The following is a 25,253-nucleotide window of genomic DNA, read 5'->3' on the forward strand; positions in this document are numbered from 1 at the left end:
AATGGGCATCACCACGGCAAAGGAAGCCGCCTACGACCCGCGTGTGGTCGCTTTCGGGCGGATGATGGGCGCGGCGAACCGGCTCGAATACCTGCTCGGCCGCGCGTTGGAAGCCGAATGCGGGATCTCGCATCTGATGTTCGAAGTCCTGCTGATCGTCGGCAGAGCGGGCGAGGCCGGGATGAGCATGCGCGCGATCGCGCAGGAGCAGGTGCTGACCACCGGCGGCGCGACCCGGCTGGTCGACCGGATGACGACGCTCGGCCTGGTCGTCCGGTCCGCCGACCCGGAAGACCGCCGCGTGCAACTCGTCCGGCTGACGGCGAAGGGCGAGGAGACGACCGTCCGCGCCGCGCTGGTCCACGTCGAGAACATCCAGCGGCTCTTCCTCGACCCGCTGCCCGCGGACCATCGCGAACGGTTCGCCCAGGACCTGCGGACGCTGAGTCATTCCGCCCGTGACGCGCTCCCCCGGCTCCGCTAGGAATATCTGACTGGTCAGACATCGTTGGGTCTCGTCATGAGGCTCATCTATGTCTTCGACGCGTACTGCGGCTGGTCCTACGGATTCGCCAGGACCATGGCCGACGTCGCGCACCGGCATCCGGACCTGCCGGTCGAAGTGGTTTCCGGCGGCCTGTTCCTCGACGGGCGCCGGGTGCCGATCCGGCAGTTCGGCTACGTCCAGGGAGCCAACGCCGAGATCACCCGCCGCACCGGGGCGCCGTTCGGGGAGAGCTACGAGCGCCTCATCGCCGACGGCGAATTCGTCATGGACTCCGAGGCCGCCGCCTGCGGGATGGCCGCGCTGCGCGAAGTCGCGCCGGACAACGCAGTGCGGCTCGCGGCGCTGCTCCAGGAGGCGTTCTACCTCGACGGGCTGAGCCTGTCCGACGTCTCGACGTATCGCGTGGTCGCGCAGCGGGCGGGGTTGGACGGGGACGCCGTCGAGGCCGCGCTGGACCGGGTTTCCGCCGCGGACGATTTCCGGCGGGCGCGAGAACTCGGCGTCACGGGATACCCGACTCTGCTCGCGGACGACGGGGAACGGATCGTGACGCTGGTCGCCGGGAACGCGAGCGCGGACGAAGTAGAGCAGCGGATCGGCGCGCTGGTTTCCTAAACTCGGCGTCATGCCTTTGACACTTCGACAGGCGGCCCCCGCGGACGCCGGCGCCGTCGCGGAAATCTGGTACCACGGCTGGCAGGACGGCCATCTCGGCAACGTGCCCGACTCGCTCGTCCGGGTCCGCACGCGCGATTCGTTCTCGGAGCGAGCCGCGAACCGCGTCGGAGACACGACCGTCGCCGTGGTGGACGATGAGGTGGCGGGGTTCGTCATGGTCGTCGGCGAAGAGGTCGAGCAGGTCTACGTCTCCCCGGATCATCGCGGCAGCGGAGTCGCGGGAACGCTGCTCACGGAAGCCGAACGGCTTGTTCGTGACGGCGGACATTCCCGCGCTTGGCTCGCCGTGGCGCCCGGGAACGCCCGGGCGCGGCGGTTCTACGAGCGGTGCGGGTGGGCCGACGAGGGCCTGTTCGACAATCAGGCTTTCGGTCCCGACGGGCCGATTTCCGTGCCTTGCCACCGCTACGTGAAGGCCCTCTCTTAAGCGGGTTCACCGGTCTCGCATTCAGCGGACTAACGCGTCGGGTCACCCGCCGGTGGGGTTGGGGCGATATCAGGTCAAGCGCCGGTACCGAGTGGGTCAAGGGGGTCGTGAGTGGTAAGTCGCGTTAGAGCGGACCAGTGTTTACCTACCCACGCTTGACCTGCGCGAGAGTCCGTCGCGCGGTCGCACGATCTCGGGCCTTGATCGACGGAGGATCCGGGACACTCAACGTCCGGAATCTTCCCCCGCTCCACTCGGCACCGAGACAAGCCGAGCGTGAAGGATCAAGACGTTGAACATCCCGAATCCTCCCCACACGACCGCCAGTCGTACCAGTGGGTAAGCACATACGAGTCCGTGAGAACACCACTTACCACTCACGACCACCCGCCTGTCCGCGTTCAGAGGGCTAAAGGCGCGGCCCGCCCCCAGGCGAAGCCAGGTAAGCCAGCGCCATCCCGGTCGTTTCAGTGGCCCACTCATCCCAGGTCAGGCCGTCCGGCCAGAACCGGCCGCTGGCGGCCCGGTGCACGCAGGAACCGATGATGGTCCGAGCCACCATGCTGACGGCCTGCTCCTGGCCCGCCCCGACGCAAAGCCTGGCGGAGTCCACGAAATCACCCTGGATCGTGGCCAGCGCCTGGAGGCCACGATCGCGCCCCTCGGCGCGCTGATTGTCGAGCAACTCGGGGAAGATCCGGTCGTGGCGGGCGAAAGTGTCCGCCAGCGCCTGGACGAACGCGCCGACGATCCCCGCCAACCCGGGCGAAGCGGCGCGCAGCGCTTCGCCGACGCCGGTCTCCAGTTGTCCGAGCAACTGATCTTTCACGGCGTACAGCAGCTGGTTCTTGCCGGAGAACCGGCGATAGATCGCCCCCACCGACATCCCCGCCTGCTCGGCGACCACGCCGACGGTGAACTCCTCGATGCCCTGAACAGCCAGGACGTGCTCGGCCGCGGCCAGCACCTTCTGCAAGGACTCCCGGCTGCGGGCCTGCTGCGGCGGACGGAAGCCCTGATCGGCGGATGGCTGGCTCACCGGCCGCACGTTACCGCACCCAGATGTGAATGGTAACTTCCGTTCGCATTTTTCGAGACGAGGAGGACCGCGCCATGGTGAGCATCGAGGTAGAGAGCGCCTACGTCGATTTCCCGATCTTCGACGCCAAGACGCGGTCGCTCAAGAAACAGGTGCTCGGCAAGGTCGGCGGCAAGATCGGCACCGACGCGAAAGTCCCGATCATCGAGGCACTGCGGGACATCTCCCTGTCGTTGAGCGACGGCGACCGCGTCGGCCTGATCGGGCACAACGGCGCCGGGAAGTCCACGCTCCTGCGGCTGCTGTCCGGCATCTACGAACCGACCCGGGGCACCGCGCGGGTCATCGGCAGGATCGCGCCGGTGTTCGACCTCGGCGTCGGCCTGGACCCCGAGGTCTCGGGGCACGAGAACATCCTGATCCGGGGCCTGTTCCTCGGCATGTCCCGCAAGCAGATGACGAAACGGGTCGACGACATCGCGGAGTTCACCGAACTCGGCGACTACCTTCACCTGCCCTTGCGCACCTACTCCGCCGGCATGCGGGTGCGGCTCGCGCTCGGCGTGGTGACCACGATCGACCCCGAGATCCTCATCCTCGACGAGGGACTCGGCGCGATCGACGCCGCGTTCCTCGCCAAGGCCCGGGAGCGGCTGGTCGACCTCGCCCGCCGCTCGGGCGTGCTGGTTTTCGCGTCACACTCCGACGAGCTGCTGCGGGAGCTGTGCACCACCGCACTGTGGATGGACGAAGGCCGGATCCGCGCCGGCGGCTCACTGGACGAGGTGCTCGCCGATTATCACGGTTCTCAAAGGAAGATCTTGACCAGCTGATCCTGTCCGTCCGGATCCCGCAGCACGACCTGTTTGCCCGCACGGAGTTCCGCGTCGACGAACTCGTAGATCAGCAACGCGCGATTGACCAGGTCGACTTTCTTCAACCCGGTGCGCCCCTGCAGTTTTCCTAGCGCGTCGACCGCCTCGGCGATCAGCGCGACGTTGACGCGATCGACCACGGCGGGACGGCCGGTCGTGGTCTCCTCGACCGATGGCATAGCGCTCCCTTCCCCTGCGACCAGATGGTCGCCCTGTCATGGTGACACACAATGGTGCCAACTAACCACATTTTCCACACTGAAAATGTGTGAGAAGGGTTGCGACCTCCCCCACCCGAGCCCTACAGTGGGTTTCGGCCCTCCGGGGCCGAGCCAGACCGGCATCCGTCCCATGCGACGGACGGCAAGTGCGACCACTCACTTCGTCGGTCTGGAAGAAACGCGGCGTGCGAGCTCCGACGACGGGGGATGGGCTCGCGGCCGCACATCTGGGGGAAACGGAGGCAAGGTCGGGACTTGCCTCCGCACAAAGTGGTCCCCAGCTTGACGTGCCAACCCCGGCTCGCCTGACTGGGTCGGAAAGGGCATGCGCATGGCTGCCGAAATCGAGGGCTCGGGAGAGACCGCGCCCGTGGAAGCAGTACCGAGCTGGGACGAGACACCGACCCCGCTCGCCAGGGTCAGGATCGAAACAACCGAGCTGAAGGCCGAAGCGACGGTGCCCGCCGCTGAAACCTCTCGGCTCTTCGCGACGATCCTGAACACGTTGTTGGTGCTCGGAGCCGTACTCGGCCCGGCGCTCACCTTGCAGGTGGTTCCGGCCACCTTTCCGGCGTGGGCGACGGCGGGAACGATCGCAGGCCAGCTCGCCATGCTGGTGCTCGTCGCGAAGTCCGCGCATCCGAAGGAGACACCCGGCCGCGGCTCATCCGTTTGACGCCGTTCGGGAGAGCAGCGGCTGAGGGAACGCCTGCCACGAAAGGCGCTCCCTCAGCCGCTGCTCATACGGTCCGTCGCGCGTAGCCGTCCAATTCGGCCCGGGAGAACGACAGCTCCCCCGTGTCCACGGCCCCGCAATCCAAGCCCCGCAGCAAGAAACTCGCCAAGGCCTGAGCCGTCGCGGGCTCGTCCAGCACCCCGCGCCCGGTCTGGTCCGCGTAGTCCCGCAACCGCCCCAGCGCCGCTGGGAATCCCTCGCGGAAGAACGCGTACGTCGCCGCGAACCGGGTCGGCAGCTGATGCGGATGCAGATCCCAGCCCTGGTAGAAGCCGCGCTCCAAGGAACGCCGCACCAGTCGCAGGTGTTCGCGCCAGGCCGGGAGGATCGCGTCGCCGACGGGCAGTTTGTTCGTGGACCCGTCCGAAAGCCGGACACCGGTCCCAGCGGCCGCGACCTGCATGAACTGCTTGGCGAAGTCGGCGGCCGGATGCTCCATGCTCTGGTACTCGGCGCTGATCCCGAGCCCGGCGCTGTAGTCGTACGTCCCATAGTGCAGTCCCGAACACCGGCCGCGCGCGGCCTGGATGATCCGCGGCACCGCCGCCGTCCCATCGATGTCCACAATGGACTGAGCCGTCTCGATCTGGACCTCGAAGCACAAGGACCCATCGGGCAGGCCGTAAGCGGATTCGAGGCGCTCCAGGACATCCGCCGCGACTTCGACCTGTTCGACGGCGGTCACCTTCGGCAACGTGACGACGAAACCATCCGGCAGCGGCCCGCCTTCCAGCAAACCCGCCAGGAAGAGATCGAGGGTGCGGATGCCGCGGCGCCGGGTCGCCTGCTCGAAGCTCTTGAACCGGATGCCGACGAACGGCGTCCCGCCGGTGACGGCGAGGGTCCGCCCCGCGGCGAGCGCGGTGGCGTCCTCCTCTTCGTCGCTCGGCCTGCCGAGGCCGTCCTCGAAGTCGATCCGCAGATCCTCGATGGGCTCGGTCAGGAGTTTGGTCCTGACCCGGTCCGCGATGTCCGCGTCCAGGCGCAGCTGATCGGCGTGCTCGCCGAAGACCCGCAGGGCCTGCTTGCCCCAGTCCGCGACGAGCCGCGTCTTGTACTGCGACGCGGGCACGTACACGGTGTGCACGGGCCGGCGGCCGGGCGGCTCGCCGGGATAGTTCGCCACGACACGCGCGTCCGCCTCGGCGAGGCGCGCGTCGGCAGCGGTGTAGACGTCCTCGGTGAGCCGCCCGTTCCCCATCTGTCTACTTGATCCGTTCGTAGGCGGGCAGGGTCAGGAAGTCCGGGAACTCGTCGGCGAGCGCGACCTGCTCGAACAGCTCGACGGCGGGCTCCAGCAGCTCCGGCTTGATCTCGGCGGCGAGTTCGCCGCGGACTTCGGCGAGCACGCCGCGCACGAGCTCCCCGGTCACCTTGTCGCCGGTGTCGAGCTGCGTGCCGTTGCGCACCCACTGCCACACCTGCGACCGCGAGATCTCCGCGGTGGCCGCGTCCTCCATCAGGTTGTGGATGGCGGCCGCGCCGTTCCCGCCCAGCCAGGAGGCGAGGTAGCGGATGCCGACGTCGACAGCGGCACGGAGGCCGGCAGCGGTCGCCGCACCCGGCGTCGAAGCCGCGTCGAGCAGCTGGTCGGCGGTGACGGAGACCTCGTCGCGGGTCCGGTCGAGCTGGTTCGGCTTGTCACCGAGGACCTTGTCGAACTCCTCGCGGCAGATGTCCACCATGCCCGGGTGCGCGACCCAGGAACCGTCGAAACCGTCGCCTGCCTCGCGGCTCTTGTCGGCGCGGACCTTGTCGAGCGCGGCGGCGGTGACTTCCGGGTCCTTGCGGTTCGGGATGAACGCGGCCATGCCGCCGATCGCGAACGCGCCGCGCTTGTGGCAGGTGCGCACCAGCAGTTCGGTGTACGCGCGCATGAACGGCGCGGTCATGGTGACCGAGTTGCGGTCCGGCAGCACGAACTTCTCGCCCGCGTCGCGGAAGTACTTGATGACGCTGAACAGGTAGTCCCAGCGGCCGGCGTTGAGGCCGGAAGCGTGCTCGCGCAGTTCGTAGAGGATCTCGTCCATCTCGAACGCGGCCGGGATGGTCTCGATCAGCACGGTCGCGCGGACGGTGCCGTGGTCGATGCCGAGCGTCTTCTCCGAGTGGGTGAAGACGTCGTTCCAGAGCCGGGCTTCGAGGTGGCTCTCCATCTTCGGCAGGTAGAAGTACGGGCCCTTGCCGCGGTTGAGCAGCTCCTGCGCGTTGTGGAAGAAGTAGAGGCCGAAGTCGACCAGCGCGCCGACGGCCTGGCGCCCGCCGAACGACAGGCCTCGTTCGTCGAGGTGCCAGCCGCGCGGGCGGACGACGATGGTCGCGTGCTCGACGTCGTCCTTCAGCGCGTAGCTCTTGCCGCCGCTTTCCAGCGTGATGTCCTCGCGGACGGCGTCGTACAGGTTGACCTGGCCGGAGACGACGTTCGCCCAGTGCGGCGTGTTCGCGTCCTCGAGGTCGGCGAGCCAGACCTTGGCGCCGGAGTTCAGCGCGTTGATGGTCATCTTGCGGTCGGTCGGGCCGGTGATCTCGACACGGCGGTCGCGCAGCGCGGGCGGGGCTTCGGCCACCTTCCAGTCGCCCTCGCGGACCTCCTTGGTCCCGGGCAGGAAGTCGAGTTTGCCGGTGGCCCTGGCCTCTTCGCGGCGCTTGCCCCTGGCCTGCAGCAGCTCGTCGCGACGGGCGGCGAAGGCCTCGTGCAGGCCGGCCACGAAGGCGAGCGCCTCCGGCGTGAGAATCTCACCTCCACGCTCGACGGGCGCACCGAGCACCTGGGCTGAGATCTGGTCAGACATGTGAAACACCCCGCGTCGGAAATGATCGGCTATAGATAACGTCCCTACGGTTTTACATGACGGACTATAGTTTCTGCATAGCGGAACATCAACGCCGACGTTAGGAGTACCACGGTGGCAGCGGAGAAGAACGGGCGCGATGGCGGCGTCCAGTCCCTTCAGCGGGCCTTCGAGCTCCTCGAACATCTCGCGGACACCGGCGGGGAGGCCAGTCTTTCGGAGCTGGCGACGCTGTCCGGACTGCCGATGCCGACCATCCACCGGCTGATCAGGACGCTGGTGGACCTGGGTTACGTCCGGCAGAACACCAACCGCCGGTACGCGCTGGGCGCCCGGCTCATCCGGCTGGGCGAGAACGCCAGCATGCAGTTCGGCTCGTGGGCCCGGCCGCTGCTCGCCGAGCTGGTCGACGAGGTCGGCGAGACCGCGAACCTCGCCGTCCTGGAGCGGGACGAGGTCGTCTACGTGGCCCAGGTGCCGTCGAAGCACTCGATGCGGATGTTCACCGAGGTCGGCCGCCGTCTCCTGCCGCACGGCACCGGCGTGGGGAAGGCGATGCTCGCGCATCTGCCCTCTGACGACGTCACGGCGCTGCTCGCCAGGACCGGCATGCCTTCGTACACCGAGCACACCTTCACCGACCAGGACGCGCTCCTGCGCGAGCTGGCGAAGATCGCCGAGCAGGGTTACGCGCTCGACGAAGCCGAGCAGGAACTGGGCGTCCGCTGCGTGGCCGTCGCGGTCCCGGGCGCGCCGGTGCCGGCGGCCGTCTCGGTGTCCGGCCCCTCGGGACGGCTGACCGTGGAGGCCGTGGAGCGGATCGCGCCCGTCGTCCAGCGGATCGCGAACTCGCTCGGCTCCACCCTTTCGCGTGACGGGGTCACCGTTTGAGCCTGGTCTCCAAACCGTCGAGCATCCTCTCCAGCCCGTAGCGGAACTTCTCGTCGCGAAGCCGCTCCGGGTCGGCATCGTCCTGCGCGATCCGCTCTCGCTGGTGGGGATGCTCCCGCGTCGCCTCCACGACGGCGGGACGCAGCTGCTCCGTCCACTCGCGTTCGCTCCGGCCGCTCTTCGCGACCGTGGTGAGCCAGGCCGCCTCGCTCGTCCCCATGCCGATGACATAGGCGGTGACCGAGCTGATCGCCTGCTCGGCCTCGTCGCCGGGGAAACCCGCGGTCACGAAGACGGCCAGCAGCCGCTCGTTGAGCCGCATGACGTTCGGCCCGAGGTACGACAGGCCGACCGAGCCGAGCAGTGAAGCGATCCAGGGGTGCCGCAGGATCATCGCGCGGACGCTCTGCGCTCCGACGGCGGCCGCTTCGCGCCATCCGGCCGGATCATCGTCGTCCGGCACGGCGATCTCGCCGTAGACCTCGTCGACGACCAGCTCGATCAGCTCGTCGCGGTTGGCCACGTGCCGGTAGAGCGAGGTCGCGCCGGCGTTCAGCGCGGTGCCGAGCCTGCGCATGCTCAGCGCGTCGACCCCTTCGGCGTCCAGGATCCGGACGGCCTCGGCGACGATCTGCGCCTGGCTCAACGCGGGCTGATCCCGCGTACGCCGGGGCCTGGTCCACACCGACTGGATCGCTCGTTCCTCGGTCGCCATGCCGCCCACCCTAGCGCACGACGTGCCCTCTTGCGAACGGCGTTTCCTTTTGCGTACAGTGTGCGCAGCAACGAACAACGTACGCAGGCACTTCTGGGGGTATCGCTGTCGCGGCTTGAGTTGTGTCATGAAAGGGTCGTTCAGGACATTTTTCGTCCTGAACGACCCTTTCATGACATCCGCTAGTTGCTCAGCAGCGCTTCCACGAAGGCACCCGGCTCGAACGGCGCCAGGTCGTCCGGCCCCTCTCCGAGGCCGACCAGCTTGACCGGCACGCCGAGTTCACGCTGCACCTGGAAGACGATGCCGCCCTTCGCGGTGCCGTCCAGCTTGGTCAGGACGATGCCGGTGACGTCGATGACCTCCGAGAACACGCGGGCCTGCATCAGCCCGTTCTGCCCGGTGGTGGCGTCGAGCACCAGCAGCACCTCGTCGACCTTCGCCTGCTTCTCGACGACTCGCTTGACCTTGCCGAGCTCGTCCATCAGGCCGGTCTTGGTGTGCAGACGGCCGGCGGTGTCGACCAGGACCGCGTCCACGCCCGCCTCGGTGCCGCGTTTGACGGCGTCGAACGCGACCGCCGCCGGGTCCGCGCCTTCCTTGCCGCGCACGACCTCCGCGCCGACCCGCTCGGCCCAGGTCTGCAGCTGGTCCGCCGCGGCGGCGCGGAAGGTGTCGGCCGCGCCGAGCACGACGGTGCTCCCCTGCGCGACGAGCACCCGGGCGAGCTTGCCGGTGGTGGTCGTCTTGCCGGTGCCGTTGACCCCGGCGACCAGCACGACCGCGGGCTGCTTCACGCCGTCGACGGTGTGCGGCAAGGCACGGACGGCACGGACCGCGTCGGTCGACAGGGCGGAGGTCAGCACCTCCTGCAAGACCGCGCGAGCGTCTTCGGACGTCCGCACGGCGCGGCGCTTCAGCTCTTCACGAAGGCGATCGACGATCTCGGTGGTCGTCGCGGCGCCGAGGTCCGCCATGAGCAGCGTGTCTTCGACGTCCTGCCAGGAGTCCTCGTCCAGGTCGCCGGCGCCCAGCAGGCCGAGCAGGCTCTGCCCGAACACCGAACGGGACTTGCCGAGCCTGCCGCGCAGCCGCTCCAGGCGTCCGCTGGCCGGGGCGATCTCCTCGGCGGGAGCGGGGGCCGTTTCCTCGGCGGGTTCGGGAAGTTCGACGTCACGCACCGCGCGTTGCGCGGAATCCCTCGGCACCGCCGCGTCGTCCCCGACCGCGGGCTGGCCGTCGGTCTCCGGGCGGTCCTCGACCGGATGCCCGGCTTCTTCGGCCTCTTCGGCCTCTTCGGTCTTCTCGCCGCCCGGAGCGAGCGCGATCCCGCCTGTCGCGGTATAGCCGCCGCCCTTCGGCTTCTCGACGACGTCGGCAGCCTTGGACTCGTCCAGGCTGATCCGGCGGCGGCGCGCGATGAGCAGCCCGGCCACCAGAACGGCGACCAGGACGACGACGGCAACGACAACGATCCAGAACCAGGGGGTGCTCGACACGGCGTCAATCCTCGCATCCGCGCACGGCACGTCGTAGACGCCCCACGGGAAGGAAGCCGATCTTGTCAGGCGCCCACTGGATAGGACTCATTTCGGACAAGAAGAAACGGTGTCGCTTGCGCGGTCTCCGGAAAGACGGCTAGACCACTCCGAATGACGGTTTTCACCGGCGCCGGTGTCCGGCTGATCGGGCTCATCTCCGGCACGTCGATCGACGGGATCGACGTGGCGGCCGCCGAACTGCGCGCCGACGGGGACACGGTGGTGCTGTCCCCGCTCGGCGAACTCGAAGTCCCGTATCCCGAAGCGCTCCGCGAGGCCTTGCTCGAAGCACTGCCGCCGAATCCGTGCAGCGCCGAACAGCTCACGAAGCTCGACACCCTGGTGGGCCAGGCCTTCGGCGAAGCGGCCGCGAGGGGCATCGAGGAACTGGCCGGTGGTGACGCGGACGTCGTCGCTTCGCTGGGCCAGACGGTGTTCCATTGGGTCGAGGACGGAACCGCCCGCGGCACGTTGCAACTGGGCAATCCGGCGTGGATCGCCGAGCGCACCGGAGTGCCCGTCGTGGCCGACCTCCGGGTGCGCGACGTCGCCGCCGGCGGGCACGGCGCACCGCTCGCCGGCACGCTGGACGCCTTGTGGCTACGGGAAATGGCGGCCCTCGGGCCGGTCGCGGCGCTCAACATCGGCGGTATCGCGAACGTCACCGTCGTCCCCGCCGGCGGAAGCGTGCTCGCCTACGACACCGGACCCGGCAACGCCCTGATGGACATCGCCGCGCACCGCGCCACCGGCCGTCGCGCCGACATCGACGGCGCGCTCGCCCTGCGCGGCACCGTCCGGGCCGACCTGCTGGAGAAGCTGCTGCTCGATCCGTACTACGCGGCCGCGCCGCCGAAGTCGACCGGCAAGGAACTGTTCCACGGCGCGTACCTGGACGCGGCGCTCGACGGACTCCCGACGGTCGGAGCCGAAGACCTGCTGGCGACCCTGACCGAACTGACCGCGGTCACGATCGCCGCGGAATGCCGTCGCCACGACATCGCCGCGGTGATCGTCTCCGGCGGCGGCGCCGACAACCCGGCGCTGATGGCCGCGCTCGCCCGGAACCTGCCCGGCGCGGCGGTGAAGACCAGCGACGACCACGGACTGCCACGCGCGGGCAAAGAGGCATACCTGACCATTCTGCTCGGCTGGCTGACCTGGTCCGGCGTCCCGGGAAACCTCCCGTCGGCGACCGGGGCCCGGGGCGACCGGTTGCTCGGCAGCATCACCCCGGGCGCGGGTCCCCTGCGGCTCCCCGCCCCACATGGCTCAACCGTGACCCGGCTACGGGTGGCGGCGACGACCGGCGAGCGATAGGAGATACGGATGCGCGCACTTGACCTCGCGATCATCGGGCTTTTTCTGGTCGGCATGCCTTTGTTGGGCGTGTGGATCGGCGGCAAACAGAAATCCGGTTCCGACTACTTCGTCGGCGAAGGCAAGATCTCCTGGTGGGTGGCCTGCCTTTCGGTGGTTTCCGCGGAGACGTCCACCCTCACCGTGCTTTCCGTGCCGACGGTGGCCTACATCGCCACCCCCGGCGACGGCGGGATGACCTACCTGGCCTTGGCGATCGGCTACATCGTCGGCCGGATCGTGGTGTCGATGGTGCTGTTGCCGCGTTATGTGGCGGGCAACCTGGTCACCGCGTACGCCTTCCTTGGCAAACGGTTCGGCAGCGGATTGCAGGGCACCGCGTCGGTGACCTTCCTGCTCACCCGGACGCTGGCCGACGGCATCCGGCTGTTCGCCACCGCGATCCCGATCAAGGTGGTGATGGCGGCCTACGGCCTGAACGTCTCGTACTGGACCATCGTGGTCGGACTCGGCATCGCGATGGTGCTCTACAGCTTCTTCGGCGGGGTGCGCGCGGTCGTCTGGGTCGACGCGATCCAGATGCTCTGGTACATCCTCGGCGCGGTCGTGGTGATCTGGGTGATCGCCGGCAGGCTTCCGGACGGCTGGTTCGGGAAAGCCTTCGACGCCAACAAGTTCCAGATCCTCGACCTCTCCTCGAACATGCTCACCGGCCAGTACGCGCTCCTCACCGCGGTGATCGGCGGCGCGGTGCTCTCGATGGCGTCGCACGGCTCGGACCAGCTGATCGTGCAGCGCCTGCAGGCCACCAACGACCTGCGTGCCGCGCGGAAGGCCTTGATCGCCAGCGGTTTCGTGGTGTTCATCCAGTTCGCGCTGTTCCTGTTCATCGGCGTGCTGCTGTGGGCGCTGTACAACGGCCTGGCCCCGACCAAGCCGAAGCCGGAAGGCCTGGGGCTGGCCAACAAGGACGAGCTGTTCGCGAACTTCATCGTGAACGACCTGCCGAGCGGCCTTTCGGGCTTCGTGATCGCCGGGATCCTCGCCGCCGCACTGAGTTCGTCGCTCGGCGCGCTGGCCTCGTCCACGGTGACCGACGTCTACGAACGGGTGATCGGCCGGGAGCTGCCGGAAGCCGAACGGCTGAAGCACGGCCGGATCTGGACGATCGTCTGGGCGGGCGCGCTGATCCTGTGCGCGGGTTTCTTCGCCTCCTCCAACAAGACCTCGGCCGATCCGATCGTGGTGCAGGCGCTCGGCATCACCGGGTACACCTACGGCGCGCTGCTCGGCGCGTTCCTCCTGGGGCTGCTGATCAAGCGGGCCAGGCAGGCGGACGCGATCGTGGCGTTCGTGGCGACGGTGGTCGTGATGGCGTTCATCATCCTCGGCGTCAAGTTCAACAAGCCTGACGGCAGCCTGATCGGCGTCGACTTCGGCAAGGCCTCGGGGAACACGGTGGCGCTGGCCTGGCCCTGGTACACGTTGTGCGGCGTGATCATCACGCTCGTGGTGGGCGGGTTGCTGTCGCTGCGGCACAGCAGTCCGGATCCGCTCACCGAAGAGGTGAGCAAAGAACCGGAATCCGTTTGAACACAACGATTTCTCACCCATTGTGACCCGTGTCACAGTCATGAACAAGCCTCTGGTCATCTCCGTGTCGGTTGCGGGACTCGCCGGCACACGGCGGGATGAGGAGAGGCGAAATCATGAAGCGAACGAGCGTGGCCATCGCCGTCGGCGCGGTGCTGATCGGCGGTGGCACGACCGCGTACGCCGCGACCGGCACCGGCGTGCCGGACGCGATCAAGGTGCCTGACGGGAACAAGCGTCTCGCCACGTACCGGGGCGAGGGAGTGCAGATCTACGGCTGCGCCGGCGGCGCGTGGACGCTGATCCAGCCCGCCGCGACGCTGAGCCATCACGGGCGGACGATCGCGCTGCACGGCAAGGGTCCGGTGTGGGCGTCCACTGTGGACGGCAGCACGGTCGGGGCGGCGGCGGTGCCCGGCGCCTCCGTCCCCCGGCCGGACGCGGTGCCGGAACTGCTGCTGAAGGCGAATCTAAACGCCGGAGACGGCGTTTTCGGCAAGGTCACCTACGTCCAGCGACTCGGTACGCGTGGCGGGCTCGCCCCGGCGGGCGCCTGCGCGGCAGGCACGCAGACGGCCGTCCGGTACTCGGCCGACTACACGTTCTGGGTCGCGAAGTAAGCGGTCGGTACAGGTGGTCGTGAGTGGCGATTCGGGTTCTAACCCGAATCGCCACTCACGACCCACTCGACCTGTGCGGCCCCCGGCGATCGTGCCGCGAAAGCCACTTTCGGGACGTCTGACGTCGCGAAAGTGGCTTTCGCGACGTGTCGGCGCCTCCGACACCCGAGGAACCACGAGGCCCGCGGTGAAGGGGACTTTCCGCTCGTGCGATGAGGGGAAAGTCCCCTTCACACCACCGTTCATCCACTGTGGACGGTGCTGCCGGGGCCAGTGTGACACCAGGGGCGAGTGGGGCGACCGCTTCGAGATCCCGCAAACGGGGTATCGAAAACTGTCGGTGCTTCGAACTAGTGTTCGGGTAGAGTTGACCGAACACCAGTTCGAGGGGAAGCCGATGACGATCGCACCGTTCCGACCGGGTACGCCGCCCGTCCAGACCTTGCCGCCCGGCCGCTGGCACGGCCGGATCTGGGTTTCCGACCTGCCTCTGGCCAGGCCGGAGCGCTACACCGGCTGCGTCGCCGAGTTCGACCGGTCCGGGCTGTGGCCGGTGCTGATCCCGCACGACCAGCGGTTCGCGGCCAACGGCGAGGACTGGATCGACGACCGCGGCAGGCTCGCCCCCGCCGACCACCGGATCTCCTCGGTGGACCCGGGCGAGGTGCTGGCCCGCTGGTGGGACACGTCGTGCTGCGACGGCGCCTGCCTGCGCCCGTTCGGCGCGAAATTCCCCGGTCTCGCACGGCGTCCGTCGCGCCGGGCGGATCCGCTGGCCGAGGCGGGCAACACCGGGTCGATCCTGGCCGCGCGCGGACAGCACCGGCTCGCGCTGGTGCAGACCGAGCGGCCCGCGGACATCCCGGCGATCCTCGGCTGGACCGGCATGATCAAGGCGACCGATCAGGTCCACGAGCTGTCCGCGGTCCTGCGCAGCTGGGAAGACCGCTTCGGCGCCACGCTCACGGTGCTGGGCTTCGACTCGATGGAGCTGTCGGTGGCCGCGCCGCCGCGCACCCAGGGCCGGGCGCTCACCGTCGCCGCCGAGCACCGTTCGTTCTGCCTGCCGTCGTTCGCCGGTCAGCCGGGCAATCTGCGCGAGTTCGCCTCCAGCCTGGTCCAGACCCGCCGGTGGCGGTTCTCGTGGGCGTGAGCGGGCGTTTGCGCCGGGAAGAGAGGGGGAATCAGGCCGGCGGAAGGCGGTGATCGACGTCGCGGAGCTGAGGATCGGCACTTCGGGCTGGCGCTACCCGTCCTGGCGCGGGGACTTCTATCCCCGCGGGCTGGTGCGGCGCCGTGAGCTGGAGTACCTGGCGGGCCGGATGAACTCGGCCGAGCTCAACGGCTCGTTCTACTCCCTGCAGCGGCCCGGGCGATACCGGGCGTGGGCCGAAGAGACACCGGACGACTTCGTCTTCGCCGTCAAGGGCGGCCGTTTCATCACGCATCAGAAACGACTGCGCGACGTCGGGACGCCGCTGGCGAACTTCTTCGCCTCCGGAGTGCTGGCGCTCGGCCGGAAACTGGGGCCGATCCTCTGGCAGCTGCCGCCGCGGCTCGCGTTCGACGCCGAGCGCGTCGAGGCGTTCTTCGAGCTTCTTCGGCGCACCAGGCACGCCGCCGCCGAGCTCGCGGGCGGGCACGACGACAAGCTGAAGGCCGAACCGCACACCGACCCGAAGCCTCGCCGGAAGCTCCGGCACGCCGTCGAAGTACGGCATCCGAGCTTCGCCGAACCCGAAAGCCTCGCGCTGTTCCGCGAGCACGACATCGCGCTCGTGGTCGCCGACACCGCCGGGAAGTTCCCGTTCGTCGACGAGATGACGAGCGAAGACTTCGCCTACGTCCGCCTGCACGGCGCGGAGGAGCTGTACGTCAGCGGATACAGCGACAAGGCGCTCGAACGGTGGGCCCGCAAGATCGAAGGCTGGCATCGCGACACGTACGTCTACTTCGACAACGACGTCGAGGGCGAGGCCCCGAAGAACGCGATCGCGCTCGCGAAACTCCTGGCGTGAGCCGCGCGAGCTGCGCAGTCAGCGCACAGTGAGCGGTGTCCTGTTAAGTAGCGCGCGAGGTCACGGGCGTACTCGCGTGCTGCGACTGGGGGTCGGCACGCCGGGCGCCCGTGCCTCCCTCACCCCTGATCGGCTTTGACCGTTTCGCCGACGAGCGAGGCGAGCTTCGTCCGGACGTCCTCGGCGTCCGGATGCGCGAGCTCGGTCAGCACCCGCACCGAACGCAGCCAGCAGTCCCGCGCCGACGAGGGATCGCCGAACCGCAGATGGAGTCCACCTAGCTGGGCCAGCACGTCGGCCGCCTCGTAGAGCTCGCCGTGGGCGAAGAACATCTCGACGGCCCGCTTCAAGCAGGCGATGCCCTCGTCGTGACGGCCGAGGCCGACCAGCGCGGTCCCCTTGGTGTGCAAGGTGAAGCGGGCTTCGTCGGGGAGCGCGTGCGCCTCCAGCGCCAGCGCCTGGTCGGCGAAGTCGAGCGCCTGCTCGAAGCGGCCGGCCTGGGTGCAGATGTCGCCGAGGGCCTGCAACGCGCTGGCCTCCATGCCCGCGCCGACGTTCGACTCCCGGATGAGCTGCAGCGCGCGCGTCCCGTACTCCCAGCCCGTGTCGGGATCCTGGCTGGCCAGGGTGAGGTTGTAGAGCGCCCGCGCCTCGCCCTGCCGGTCCCCGACCTGCCGCTGCAGTTCGACGACCTGCTCGAGGTAGACGATGCTGTCCGCGTACTGGCGGGCGACCCCGCAGGCCACCCCGAGCCCGCTGAGGATGGCGGCCTCGCCCGGGCGGTCCCCCAGGTCGCGAGCCGCGCGGAGCGCGACGCCGAACACCGAACGCCAGTCCTCCAACCGGGCCCGCACGATGAAGTACGACTGGAGCAGCCACGCCAGCTGCCAGCACTCCCGGTACCGCCGCTCCCGGTAGGCGGCGTTCACCGCGGCGATGAGGTTTCCCGCCTCCTCGTCGAACCAGTCCAAGGCCTGTTCGTAGTGCCCGAACTTCAGTCCCGCGCCGTCGAACCGCTCCGGCTCGACGAGCCGGTAGTGCCGGTCCGAACGCAAGAGCCTCGACGCGTTCAGCGCGGACGCGAGCGACGCGTGGAGCAGCCTGTCCAGCACCGCCGTCCGTTCCTCGGGCCCGTCGACCTTCGCCGAGAGTTCCGCCGCGTACGCGCGGATGAGGTCGTGGAACTGGTACCGGCCCGGCCTGGACCGCGCGATCAGATGCGCGGAGGCCAGTTTCGCCAGGTCCGCATGTGCTTCGGCGATGTCGACCCCGGCCACCGCCGCGGCCGCGGGCACGCTGAAGTCGCCGCCGGTGGGCAACCCGAGCAGCCGCAGCATCCGCGCGGCCCGGTCGTCGAGCGCCCGGTACGAGTACGAGAAGACGGCTCGGATGTTCGTCTCGTCGCCGTCGGCGAGGTCGAACGAATCCAGCCTGTCCTGTTCGGCTTCCAGTAGCCGGACGAACTCCCGCAGCGAGAGGTCCGGGAACTGCGCCGCCCGCACCGCGAGGATCCGGATGGCCAGCGGCAGCCCGCCGCAGTACCGGACGAACCGCTCGGTGGCCTCGGGATCCTCGGTGACCCGGTCCAGCCCGATCGTCGAAGCGACGAGCGCGATCGCGTCCTCTTCCGGCAGCTCCTCCAGCGCCACCCGCCGCGCGCCGTGGGTCGCCACGAGCGCCTGGAGCTGCCACCGGCTGGTCACCAGCACCAGACAGCCGGGGCCGGGCAGCAGCGGCCGGATCTGCTCCGTGCTCGCGGCGTTGTCGAGCAGGATCAGCATCCGGCGGCCGGCGCTGTGGCTGCGCCAGGTGGCCGCGCGCCCGTCGACGTCGTCGGGGATCCGGTCGGCGGGGACGCCGACGGAAACGAGCATGGTCTCGAGCGCGGCGGCGGCTTCGACAGGTTCGCCCGGACCGTATCCGCGCAGGTTGAGGTACACCTGCCCGCCGGGGAAGCGTTCGCCGACCTCGTGCGCGAAATGGACGGCGAGGGTCGTCTTGCCGATGCCGCCCATGCCCTCGATCGACGCGATGGACGTCGACCGCTCAGTGTCCAGCGCTTCCGGGACGAGCCCGTGCAATGCCTTGAGGTCGCGCTGACGGCCGGAGAACACCCGGAGGTCGGCGGGAAGCTGACGCGGGATCAGCGGTTCGGTGCCGAGCCGGTACCGCGTCAGCTCGGAGTCCAATGTGGTCTCGACGGATTCCTCGCCGGTCAGGATCGCCTGGTGCGCCCGCTGCAACGAGGCTCCGGGGTCCAGGCCGAGTTCTTCGGCCAGCACCGCGCCGATCCGGCGGTAGACGGTCAACGCCTCGGCCTGCCTGCCGGATCTATAGAGCGCGAGCATGAGCTGCTCGTGCAGCCGCTCCCGAAGCGGGTTCTCGCGGCACAGCCTGGTCAGCTCGGGGATGACGGTGGCGTGGTCGCCGAGGGCGATGAGCGCGTCCGCCCACTGTTCGCGGACGCGTAGGCGCTCTTCGCCGAGCTGGTCGGCTTCGTCCCGAAGCAGCGCCTCGGAATGGACGTTCTGCAGTGCCGGGCCACGCCATTCGGCCAGCGCGGCGGCGAACCGGCCGGCCGCCTGGCGCAGGTCGCCGTCCGCCGCGGCCTCCACCCCCGCCGCGGCGAGCGCGCGGAAACGGGCGAGGTCGAGCAGGCTCTCGTCGAGTTCGAGCAGGTAACCGCCGCGTTCGGTGCGGAGGGCGACCTCGTCGCCGAGCGCGCGGCGGACCCGCAGGACGTAGGTCTGCAGGGCGCCCTTGGAACGACGCCGGTCATCCGGCCACAGCCAGCGGCCCAGCTCCTCGACCGACACGACCTTGTTCGCGCGCAGCAGCAGACCGGCCAGCACGATGAGCGGCCTGCTGCCGCCCAAGGGCACCGGCAGCCCGTCCGCCGTGACCTCGGTGGGTCCCAGCACGCGAAAGTCGAGTGCCACGCCGCTCATTCTGTCCGCAATCGGGCGAAACGGCACGTGATTCCGCCGGTGGCATGATCGGTGTCGATGGACGTCTACTCGATCCCCCTGCGCACGCGGTTCCGCGGCATCACGGTCCGTGAGGGACTGCTGATCCGCGGCGAAGCGGGCTGGGGCGAATTCTGCCCGTTCTCCGACTACTCGGACGCCGAAAGCGCGCCGTGGCTCGCGTCCGCGCTGGAGGCGAGCGAACGCGGGTGGCCGTCGCCGGTGCGGGACAGCGTCGAAGTGAACGCGACCGTCCCGGTCGTGTCCCCGGAGAAGGCGTACGAGCTCGTTGCCGCGTCGGGCTGCCGGACGGCGAAGGTCAAGGTCGCCGACCCCCGGGTCAGCCTCGCCGACGACTGCGCGCGGGTGGAGGCGGTGCGGGCGGCGCTCGGCCCCGGCGGCGCGGTCCGGGTCGACGCGAACACGGCCTGGGACGTGGACACCGCGATCAAGGCCATCGGCGAACTGGACCTCGCGGCGGGCGGGCTCGAATACGTCGAGCAGCCGTGCCCGTCGATCGAGGAACTGGCCGACGTCCGGCGCCGGGTCGGCGTGCGGATCGCCGCGGACGAATCGATCCGCCGGGCCGAAGACCCGCTCAAGGTGGCCGTGGCGGGCGCGGCCGACATCGCCGTGCTGAAGGTCGCGCCGCTGGGCGGGGTCCGGCGCGCGCTGGAAGTCGCCGAAGCCTGCGGCCTGCCGTGCGTGGTTTCCTCCGCCGTCGAGACGAGCGTCGGTCTCGCCGCCGGGCTGGCACTCGCGGGCGCACTGCCCACTTTGGACTTCGCGTGCGGCCTGGGCACGATGTCTCTGCTGACAGCGGATGTCTGCACCGAATCACTGTCCCCTGTGGACGGACGACTGCCGGTTCCGCCGCAGGCCCCCGAGCCCGACCTGTTCGCCGCTCACGTCGCCGCTCCAGACGTCCGGACCGCTTGGGAAGACCGCTTCACCCGCGTGCGCGCCCACCTCCGGATGTCATGAGGGGTCCCCTTAGGACACTTTTTGTCCTAAGGGGACCCCTCATGACACGCGCGAGAGCGGATCAGCCGCAGTGCTCCAGCGGGGATTCGTAGCTGGAGGATCCCGCCGAGCCGCCCCACTTGACGCACTTCGCGCCGGCGGCCGCGCTCACCGGGCCCGCGTAGTACTCGAAGCTGCCGGAGTCGGTCTTCCTCGCTGAACCTTCCACTTCGAGGAAGGCCGAAACCGCGCTGGCCGAACCGACCGAAGTCGCCTTGATGGTCGTGACGCAGTTGTTCTTGTTCGTGCTGTTGTACAGCAGGTACGTGGTCGCGGCGCTGCCGAGCGCCTGCGAGTCGATCACCTTGTAGCCGTCGCCGCACACCTCGACGGCGTCGTACGGGTTGGGATTCCCGTTGCCGCCACAGGTGTTCTTGGAGGTCACGTTGGCGTTGGGGTAGCCGAACTTCACGCCGTTGAAGTACACGGGCTTGATGTTGCTCGGCCACGAGGAGTCGTTGGTGCGGACCTCGTAGTGCAGGTGCGGGCTGATGTTGTTGCCCGGCTTGGAGGTGTTGCCGACCTCGCCGATCTTCTGCCCCTGCGCGACCTGCGCACCGGCCGCGACCGAACGCACCTTCAGATGCGCGTAGTAGGTCGACCATCCCCCACCGTGGTCGATCTTCACCAGGTTGCCGAAGCCGTTATCCGACCCCTGATGCGCCGAGGTGACCACCTTGCCGGCGGCCGCCGCGACGACGGTGTCGCCCAGGTCCGCCCCCGCGGAGCTGCCGCGGTTGAAGTCGATTTCGTAAGCCCTGTGCGCGCTGCTGTTGTCGTTGTCGCCGTTCCACACCTGGTTGCAGGGGAACGGAAGCTGGAAGTTGGGACGCGGCCCGACGGCGGCTTCGGCCGACGTCGCGGTGATCGCCAGCCCGGCCATGCCCAGCAAGGCGGTGGCGGCCGCGGTGACCACTCGTCTGAGTCTCATCGGAATGTCCTTTCTCGGCGTTTCGCGAGAAGCGTCCCGAAAGGGCGTACAAGCGAGATACAAACGACCACGAGCCCTCCCGGCCGAGGGGACCGGGAGGACTCGTGTCGCCGCCGCACCGGATCCGTCCGCGCCTTCCCCGTTCCGGTGCGGGTGTCTCAGCCGACCCGCTCGATGGTGGCCCGGCGGATCAGGAACTTCCCCGGTTCGCGGACCTGTTCGAAGGCCGCGTCGTTCAGCAGCGCGCAGCTTCCGGAAGTGCCGGTGACCTCGACGGTCGTGGACTTGTCGTTGTCCAGGTTCGTCACCTTCAGCTTGGTGCCCGCGGGGAACTCTCCGCTGGACGCGGCGGGCGCGCCGCCCTCACCGGACAGCGTCACCGTGGAGCCCTGGCAGACGACCTCGCCATTGCCGCCGTCGGCCTGCTGCCCGGTCACGACGGCGGGCTGCTTCTTCCCGTCGTCGGCCCGCACTTCCTCGGTGCAACCGGCGGTCTGGCGGCGCTGCTGGATGAGGTCGACGACGGCCTGCCGGTTCGCGATCCGCGCTTCGGACAGAGCGTCCGGTTTCGCCTGCTGGCCCGCGATGAAATCGAGGTTGTTCCGGAGGGCGGTGTCCAGTCCCTGGCAGCTTTCCGCGGCCTGCCCGTCCGGAGTGCTGATCGCGAACATCGCCGCGGCGATCGCGGCCACCCCGAGGACGGACGCGATGCCGATCGTCGCCCGCTTGCGGTGTTTCCCGGCGCTGTTCATCATCCGTGGTTCCTCCGGTCTGGTTCCTCCTCACCCACATCCGGAGATACGGCCGGATAACGAAAGTGGTTCAAACCGATTTCAGCCGAGCCACGGCTTCGCGATCCGCGCGTAGGTGCCGTCGTTCAGCGCGAGGTGCAGCCACTGGTCGATCCATTCCTTGAACACGACGTCGCGCGGCAGCAGGTACGCCTTCTCCGAGAAAGTGAAGGGCCGATCGGGATGCACCGCGCACAACCGCGGGTTCTGCTTTGCCTGCCAACGGGTTTCGGTCGCGTCGGTGATCATCAGGTCCGCGCGGCCCGCCAGGATCTCGGCGAAGATCGTGGTGTTGTCCGGATGCCGCACGATGGTCGCCCGCTTGAGGTTGGCGTCGGCGAACTGTTCGTTGGTACCGCCCGGATTCACGATCGCCCGGACACCCGGCTGATCGATCTGCTCCAGGGTCTGGAATCGTTTTTCGTTCTCGCACAACGTGATCGGCGTCTTGCCGTCCCGGAGATAGGGGGTGGTGTAGAAACCCTTCTTCGCCCGGTCCAGGGTCACCGACACGCCACCCATGGCCAGATCGCATTTCCGCCCGACATCGTCGGCGATCGTCTTCCAGGTGGTCTGGACCAGCTGGAGCCGGACGCCGAGCCGTCCGGCGAGATCGCCCGCGAGCTCGATGTCGATCCCGCTCCACACGCCGTCGGCGTCGCGATGGGTGAACGGACGGTAGTCCCCCGTCGAGCACACGCGGATCTCGCCGCGCGCCTGGACGACGTCGAGCCTGCTCCGCGCGTCATGCCCTTCGGGCGCGGCACTGGCCGTACCGATTCCCAGCACGGTCAGCACCGCGACCCCGAAGATGACCGCTTTCGCCTTGATCGTCATCAAGGCATCTTCCACGCCCTGAGGTAGGCCTGCACGAGCCAAGCGTCGACCCAGCCGGTTTCCGGCTCGTCCGGCAGCGGCGACGCTCCGCGCACCAGCTCGTCGAGCCGGTGTTCGAGGGACTCGGCCGCCTCCAGCGCTTCGTCGCGGGACTTCTTGCCCTGCCGCAGGTCACGAAGCCGGCCCAGCCACGGCTCGGGGACCGGCAGCGTGATCCGCCCGGTCTCCAGCAGCTCCACACCCTGCACGCCGAGGCGCACCATGTGCATGGCGAACTTCGTGTCGAAGCCGTACTTCTCGATCAGCTCCGGCCTGCCTGCCTTGCCCCGCAGGCCCGCGACGATCCGGTGCGCGTTCTCACGCAGTTCGGCGCCGAGCTCGTCGATCGCCACGATTTCGGTCTCCGGCACGAACAACGACAGCAGGTAGACGGTCAGGCCGAGGTCGCCGGGACCGGACGCCTTCGGGCCGCGTGCGGAAGATGCACTGCTCGAACCGCTTCAGGCCGATCACGTGGCTGGACGGCTCGACGCAGATGCCGAGTTCGTCCCGGTCGTCCTGGCAGCGCAGGATCCGACACCGGACGGTCATCCGGTTTTCGGGTCTCTCAGGGTCGGATTCCAGGGTCGTCCCAGGGCCGTTCCCCGATGTGCCAAGGGTCGCTCCCGGGCGAACATTGAGCCATGACGAACAGCGTGTACACCCCTCAGGCCACCAAGAAGCTCTACCGCAGCCGGACCGACAAGATGCTCGCGGGCGTCGCCGGCGGCTGGGCCGCCTACCTCGGCGTCGACGCCGCGATCCTGCGCATCGCCCTCGTGGCGGGCGTCTTCTTCACCGCCGGATTCGCGATCCCGCTCTACGCCGCCGCTTGGCTCCTGACTCCGGAACAGCCGGGCGAATCCTGATCGAGGGCGGACGCCGCGCGCAGGGGACGCGGCGTCCGCTCAAGGGGGCAGGGGGATGGACGAAAGGCCCGGACAGGGGGATGTCCGGGCCTTTCGCTTTTCGGGCGCGGAACCGTCTCGCTGCCGTTACACTTCCCGTGACTTTGTCACAGGGAGTGGAAGCGGGGGCCTTCATGGCCAAGTACCTCAGCCTCAGCGAGTACAAGCGGATGCTGGAAGAAGCGCTGGACGACTTCCACAAGGCACTCACCAAGCGCTGGATGGAAGACGCCGTCGACGCCATGACCAAGCTCTCGACCGCCGTTCCGTGCTCGGCGGAGTCCTGGGCATGGCAGTGGCCCCCCGAGGCGTACGGACACCTGTCGGGCTCCGAAGACTTCTGCGGGTTCCTCACGTGGGTCGAGGACGGCATGAACGGCAGCTTCAGGGAGGTCCACTGCGACGGTCACAACCCGCAGACCGGGAACGACATCGAGTGCCATGTCGAACTGAACCTGGCGCAGATCGAGCGGCTGGCCTGGAACCGGCGGCAGGAAGTCGCCAAGTTCGTCCCGCAGTTGGAGGGCCCCGACCTCGCGAAGCTCGAAGCCGCCCACGACACCTACCTCAAGATCGCGGGCAACCTGGGTTTCAAGGACACGAAAGAGAACGTGACCGCCCTGCTCGGGAAACGCGAGGTCGTCGACAACGTCCAGTACCTGGCGGGCCGGACCGGTGAGGAACAGCTGTGGTTCACCGGGTGGACCGGGCTGGCCGCCGCGACCTTCAAAGCCGGGTTCTTCGCCTCCGTGGCACCGACCCTGCAGAACCAGTCCCTCATCCTGGCCAGCCTGTCGACCCTGTACTCCACCCGTGCCGCGACGATCGAGGCGACCCGCCGCAACATCATCCGCTGCCTGAACTGGGCCACCCCGAAACTCGACGAGAAGATCACCGTCAAGACCTTCGAGCTGGGCGACAAGATGGACACCCTCGATCGCGTGCGATCGACCCTCGGGGTGGTGACGAGCCTTTCGAAAGAGGTCGGCAAGGTCATGTCGCCGATCGGCACCGCCCTCGGCCTGCTCGGCTACCTCGGCGGCATCGCCCAGGAGATGACCGAGACACGCAACGCCATGAGCCTCCAGGAGATCTTGCAGGGGCTGGACACCTCGCTCCACGAGCAGCACGTCGCGCTGGACACCCTCGAACAGGACTTCACCGCGGACGTGACCCAGTTGCAGCGGGCGATCGCCGAGGTGCACAGCTTCAACCTGGAGCTCTACGACCTCACCGCGAACTCCGCGACGGGCAGGCCCGAAAAACGAAGGTTCGAGGTCGATCTCAAGTTCGTCATGGACATCGCGAAAGCCTGCTTCGACGCGGCCGAATCCTATTCAGGGCAACTGCGGACACTCATGACGGCGGACGCGGCCGACCGGCACCTCTCCGGCCGCGACTGGGCGACGTGCACGGGTGACGACACGACACTGGAGATCCGCGACGCCCTCGAACAGTTCATGCGGACCGCCTGCGCACGGTTCCTGCTGGCGGGCGAGCAGGTCATGAAGGCCGCCGAGGCCTACGCGAACACCGACGCCGAAAAGAAGGCGATCCTCCAAGAACTCCTCAAGGACTGGAAGGACGAGGGGATCGCCAAGAACCGGGGCAGGATCGACCCCAACCCGGAGACCACGGAACGGGAAGACCCGGGCAAGGAGGCCGCGGGCACCGACCGGCGAGGCCTCGAACCGCGGAAGCCCGAAGAGCCGAACTCCCTCAATCCGTACGAGAAGGACCGGCAGAAGGACGGCGACGAGTACCGGATAGACGGCTAGGCCCGG

25 protein-coding genes are annotated in these 25,253 nt (G+C 68.8%); 14 read left to right on the top strand and 11 right to left on the bottom strand.

All coding sequences use genetic code 11. The features are described from left to right. Position 1: 1 nt before the first annotated feature. From AB0N89_RS09540 to AB0N89_RS09550, 3 genes are read left to right on the top strand one after another with little or no spacing between them, the layout of a single operon-like run. Positions 2 to 484 carry a MarR family winged helix-turn-helix transcriptional regulator gene (locus tag AB0N89_RS09540; RefSeq protein ID WP_364202274.1) on the top strand — a complete coding sequence of 161 codons (483 nt, stop codon included), beginning with the start codon at positions 2 to 4 and terminating at the stop codon, positions 482 to 484. A 36-nt stretch (positions 485 to 520) separates the two neighbouring features. Further along, positions 521 to 1,123, top strand: coding sequence for a DsbA family protein (locus tag AB0N89_RS09545; protein ID WP_364202277.1), 603 nt, complete (start codon positions 521 to 523; stop codon positions 1,121 to 1,123). Between the two features lie 10 nt (positions 1,124 to 1,133). Beyond that, positions 1,134 to 1,613 carry a GNAT family N-acetyltransferase gene (locus AB0N89_RS09550; protein ID WP_364202280.1) on the top strand — a complete coding sequence of 160 codons (480 nt, stop codon included), beginning with the start codon at positions 1,134 to 1,136 and terminating at the stop codon, positions 1,611 to 1,613. A 409-nt stretch (positions 1,614 to 2,022) separates the two neighbouring features. On the opposite strand, the gene AB0N89_RS09555 is transcribed toward AB0N89_RS09550, so the two are convergent. Further along, complete coding sequence (locus tag AB0N89_RS09555; RefSeq protein ID WP_364202283.1) at positions 2,023 to 2,652, bottom strand: TetR/AcrR family transcriptional regulator; 630 nt, start codon at positions 2,650 to 2,652, stop codon at positions 2,023 to 2,025. A gap of 74 nt (positions 2,653 to 2,726) precedes the next feature. Between AB0N89_RS09555 and AB0N89_RS09560 the strand changes: the two genes are divergently transcribed. Then, entirely contained in the window at positions 2,727 to 3,485 is a 759-nt protein-coding gene (locus AB0N89_RS09560; protein WP_364202286.1) for an ABC transporter ATP-binding protein, read from the top strand. On the opposite strand, the gene AB0N89_RS09565 is transcribed toward AB0N89_RS09560, so the two are convergent. Beyond that, entirely contained in the window at positions 3,461 to 3,706 is a 246-nt protein-coding gene (locus AB0N89_RS09565) for a hypothetical protein (RefSeq protein WP_364202288.1), read from the bottom strand. The two genes, AB0N89_RS09560 and AB0N89_RS09565, sit on opposite strands and share 25 nt — an antisense overlap. 373 nt (positions 3,707 to 4,079) lie before the next feature. Here AB0N89_RS09565 and AB0N89_RS09570 point away from each other — a divergent pair, with 373 nt between their 5' ends. Further along, complete coding sequence (locus AB0N89_RS09570; RefSeq protein ID WP_364202290.1) at positions 4,080 to 4,424, top strand: hypothetical protein; 345 nt, start codon at positions 4,080 to 4,082, stop codon at positions 4,422 to 4,424. A gap of 64 nt (positions 4,425 to 4,488) precedes the next feature. Here the strand turns inward: AB0N89_RS09570 and AB0N89_RS09575 are convergent, their stop codons facing one another. Beyond that, complete coding sequence (locus tag AB0N89_RS09575; RefSeq protein WP_364202293.1) at positions 4,489 to 5,685, bottom strand: aldolase/citrate lyase family protein; 1,197 nt, start codon at positions 5,683 to 5,685, stop codon at positions 4,489 to 4,491. Positions 5,686 to 5,689: 4 nt separating this feature from the next. Next, the gene (gene aceB, locus AB0N89_RS09580; protein ID WP_364202295.1) at positions 5,690 to 7,276 is read right to left on the bottom strand and encodes a malate synthase A; all 1,587 of its coding nucleotides are present in this window, start codon (positions 7,274 to 7,276) and stop codon (positions 5,690 to 5,692) included. A 114-nt stretch (positions 7,277 to 7,390) separates the two neighbouring features. Between aceB and AB0N89_RS09585 the strand changes: the two genes are divergently transcribed. Beyond that, the gene (locus AB0N89_RS09585) at positions 7,391 to 8,167 is read left to right on the top strand and encodes an IclR family transcriptional regulator (protein WP_005154827.1); all 777 of its coding nucleotides are present in this window, start codon (positions 7,391 to 7,393) and stop codon (positions 8,165 to 8,167) included. On the opposite strand, the gene AB0N89_RS09590 is transcribed toward AB0N89_RS09585, so the two are convergent. Both AB0N89_RS09590 and ftsY read right to left on the bottom strand, forming a co-directional pair. Then, positions 8,157 to 8,882: a TetR/AcrR family transcriptional regulator gene (locus AB0N89_RS09590; protein ID WP_364202298.1), complete on the bottom strand. Its 726-nt coding sequence runs from the start codon at positions 8,880 to 8,882 to the stop codon at positions 8,157 to 8,159. The genes AB0N89_RS09585 and AB0N89_RS09590 overlap by 11 nt on opposite strands. Before the next feature lie 182 nt (positions 8,883 to 9,064). Then, positions 9,065 to 10,381, bottom strand: a complete 1,317-nt coding sequence (gene ftsY, locus AB0N89_RS09595; RefSeq protein WP_364202301.1) for a signal recognition particle-docking protein FtsY — start codon at positions 10,379 to 10,381, stop codon at positions 9,065 to 9,067. 153 nt (positions 10,382 to 10,534) lie between these two features. Between ftsY and AB0N89_RS09600 the strand changes: the two genes are divergently transcribed. The 5 genes from AB0N89_RS09600 to AB0N89_RS09620 all read left to right on the top strand — a co-directional run bounded on the left by AB0N89_RS09600 (position 10,535) and on the right by AB0N89_RS09620 (position 15,974). Next, positions 10,535 to 11,743 carry an anhydro-N-acetylmuramic acid kinase gene (locus AB0N89_RS09600; protein WP_364202303.1) on the top strand — a complete coding sequence of 403 codons (1,209 nt, stop codon included), beginning with the start codon at positions 10,535 to 10,537 and terminating at the stop codon, positions 11,741 to 11,743. A gap of 9 nt (positions 11,744 to 11,752) precedes the next feature. Next, complete coding sequence (locus AB0N89_RS09605; RefSeq protein ID WP_364202306.1) at positions 11,753 to 13,336, top strand: sodium:solute symporter; 1,584 nt, start codon at positions 11,753 to 11,755, stop codon at positions 13,334 to 13,336. A gap of 116 nt (positions 13,337 to 13,452) precedes the next feature. Continuing rightward, positions 13,453 to 13,956: a DUF3455 domain-containing protein gene (locus AB0N89_RS09610; RefSeq protein ID WP_364202309.1), complete on the top strand. Its 504-nt coding sequence runs from the start codon at positions 13,453 to 13,455 to the stop codon at positions 13,954 to 13,956. A gap of 397 nt (positions 13,957 to 14,353) precedes the next feature. Continuing rightward, a complete protein-coding gene (locus AB0N89_RS09615; protein ID WP_364202312.1) occupies positions 14,354 to 15,109 on the top strand; it encodes a DUF4253 domain-containing protein in 756 nt (251 codons plus the stop codon). A gap of 49 nt (positions 15,110 to 15,158) precedes the next feature. Then, entirely contained in the window at positions 15,159 to 15,974 is an 816-nt protein-coding gene (locus AB0N89_RS09620; RefSeq protein ID WP_364202315.1) for a DUF72 domain-containing protein, read from the top strand. Between the two features lie 119 nt (positions 15,975 to 16,093). On the opposite strand, the gene AB0N89_RS09625 is transcribed toward AB0N89_RS09620, so the two are convergent. Continuing rightward, positions 16,094 to 18,922, bottom strand: coding sequence for a BTAD domain-containing putative transcriptional regulator (locus tag AB0N89_RS09625; protein ID WP_364202318.1), 2,829 nt, complete (start codon positions 18,920 to 18,922; stop codon positions 16,094 to 16,096). 57 nt (positions 18,923 to 18,979) lie between these two features. Between AB0N89_RS09625 and AB0N89_RS09630 the strand changes: the two genes are divergently transcribed. Continuing rightward, positions 18,980 to 19,924, top strand: a complete 945-nt coding sequence (locus AB0N89_RS09630) for an o-succinylbenzoate synthase (protein ID WP_364202321.1) — start codon at positions 18,980 to 18,982, stop codon at positions 19,922 to 19,924. Positions 19,925 to 19,985: 61 nt separating this feature from the next. Here AB0N89_RS09630 and AB0N89_RS09635 read toward each other — a convergent pair whose 3' ends face one another. From AB0N89_RS09635 to AB0N89_RS09650, 4 genes are all read right to left on the bottom strand, one after another. Then, entirely contained in the window at positions 19,986 to 20,894 is a 909-nt protein-coding gene (locus AB0N89_RS09635; RefSeq protein WP_364202324.1) for a M23 family metallopeptidase, read from the bottom strand. 158 nt (positions 20,895 to 21,052) lie between these two features. Further along, positions 21,053 to 21,649 (bottom strand): hypothetical protein, encoded by a 597-nt coding sequence (locus AB0N89_RS09640; RefSeq protein ID WP_364202327.1) that lies wholly within the window; start codon positions 21,647 to 21,649, stop codon positions 21,053 to 21,055. Between the two features lie 78 nt (positions 21,650 to 21,727). After that, a complete protein-coding gene (locus AB0N89_RS09645; RefSeq protein WP_364202330.1) occupies positions 21,728 to 22,522 on the bottom strand; it encodes a transporter substrate-binding domain-containing protein in 795 nt (264 codons plus the stop codon). Further along, entirely contained in the window at positions 22,522 to 22,932 is a 411-nt protein-coding gene (locus AB0N89_RS09650; RefSeq protein ID WP_364202333.1) for a hypothetical protein, read from the bottom strand. The genes AB0N89_RS09645 and AB0N89_RS09650 overlap by 1 nt, the downstream gene beginning before the upstream one ends. A gap of 273 nt (positions 22,933 to 23,205) precedes the next feature. Between AB0N89_RS09650 and AB0N89_RS09655 the strand changes: the two genes are divergently transcribed. Together AB0N89_RS09655 and AB0N89_RS09660 are read left to right on the top strand one after the other, a co-directional pair. Further along, positions 23,206 to 23,430, top strand: a complete 225-nt coding sequence (locus AB0N89_RS09655) for a PspC domain-containing protein (protein ID WP_007033414.1) — start codon at positions 23,206 to 23,208, stop codon at positions 23,428 to 23,430. 137 nt (positions 23,431 to 23,567) lie between these two features. Continuing rightward, the gene (locus tag AB0N89_RS09660; RefSeq protein WP_364202336.1) at positions 23,568 to 25,247 is read left to right on the top strand and encodes a hypothetical protein; all 1,680 of its coding nucleotides are present in this window, start codon (positions 23,568 to 23,570) and stop codon (positions 25,245 to 25,247) included. Positions 25,248 to 25,253: the final 6 nt, after the last annotated feature.

Origin of the sequence: Amycolatopsis sp. NPDC089917, from assembly GCF_040684635.1 — a bacterium.
GTDB lineage: Bacteria > Actinomycetota > Actinomycetes > Mycobacteriales > Pseudonocardiaceae > Amycolatopsis.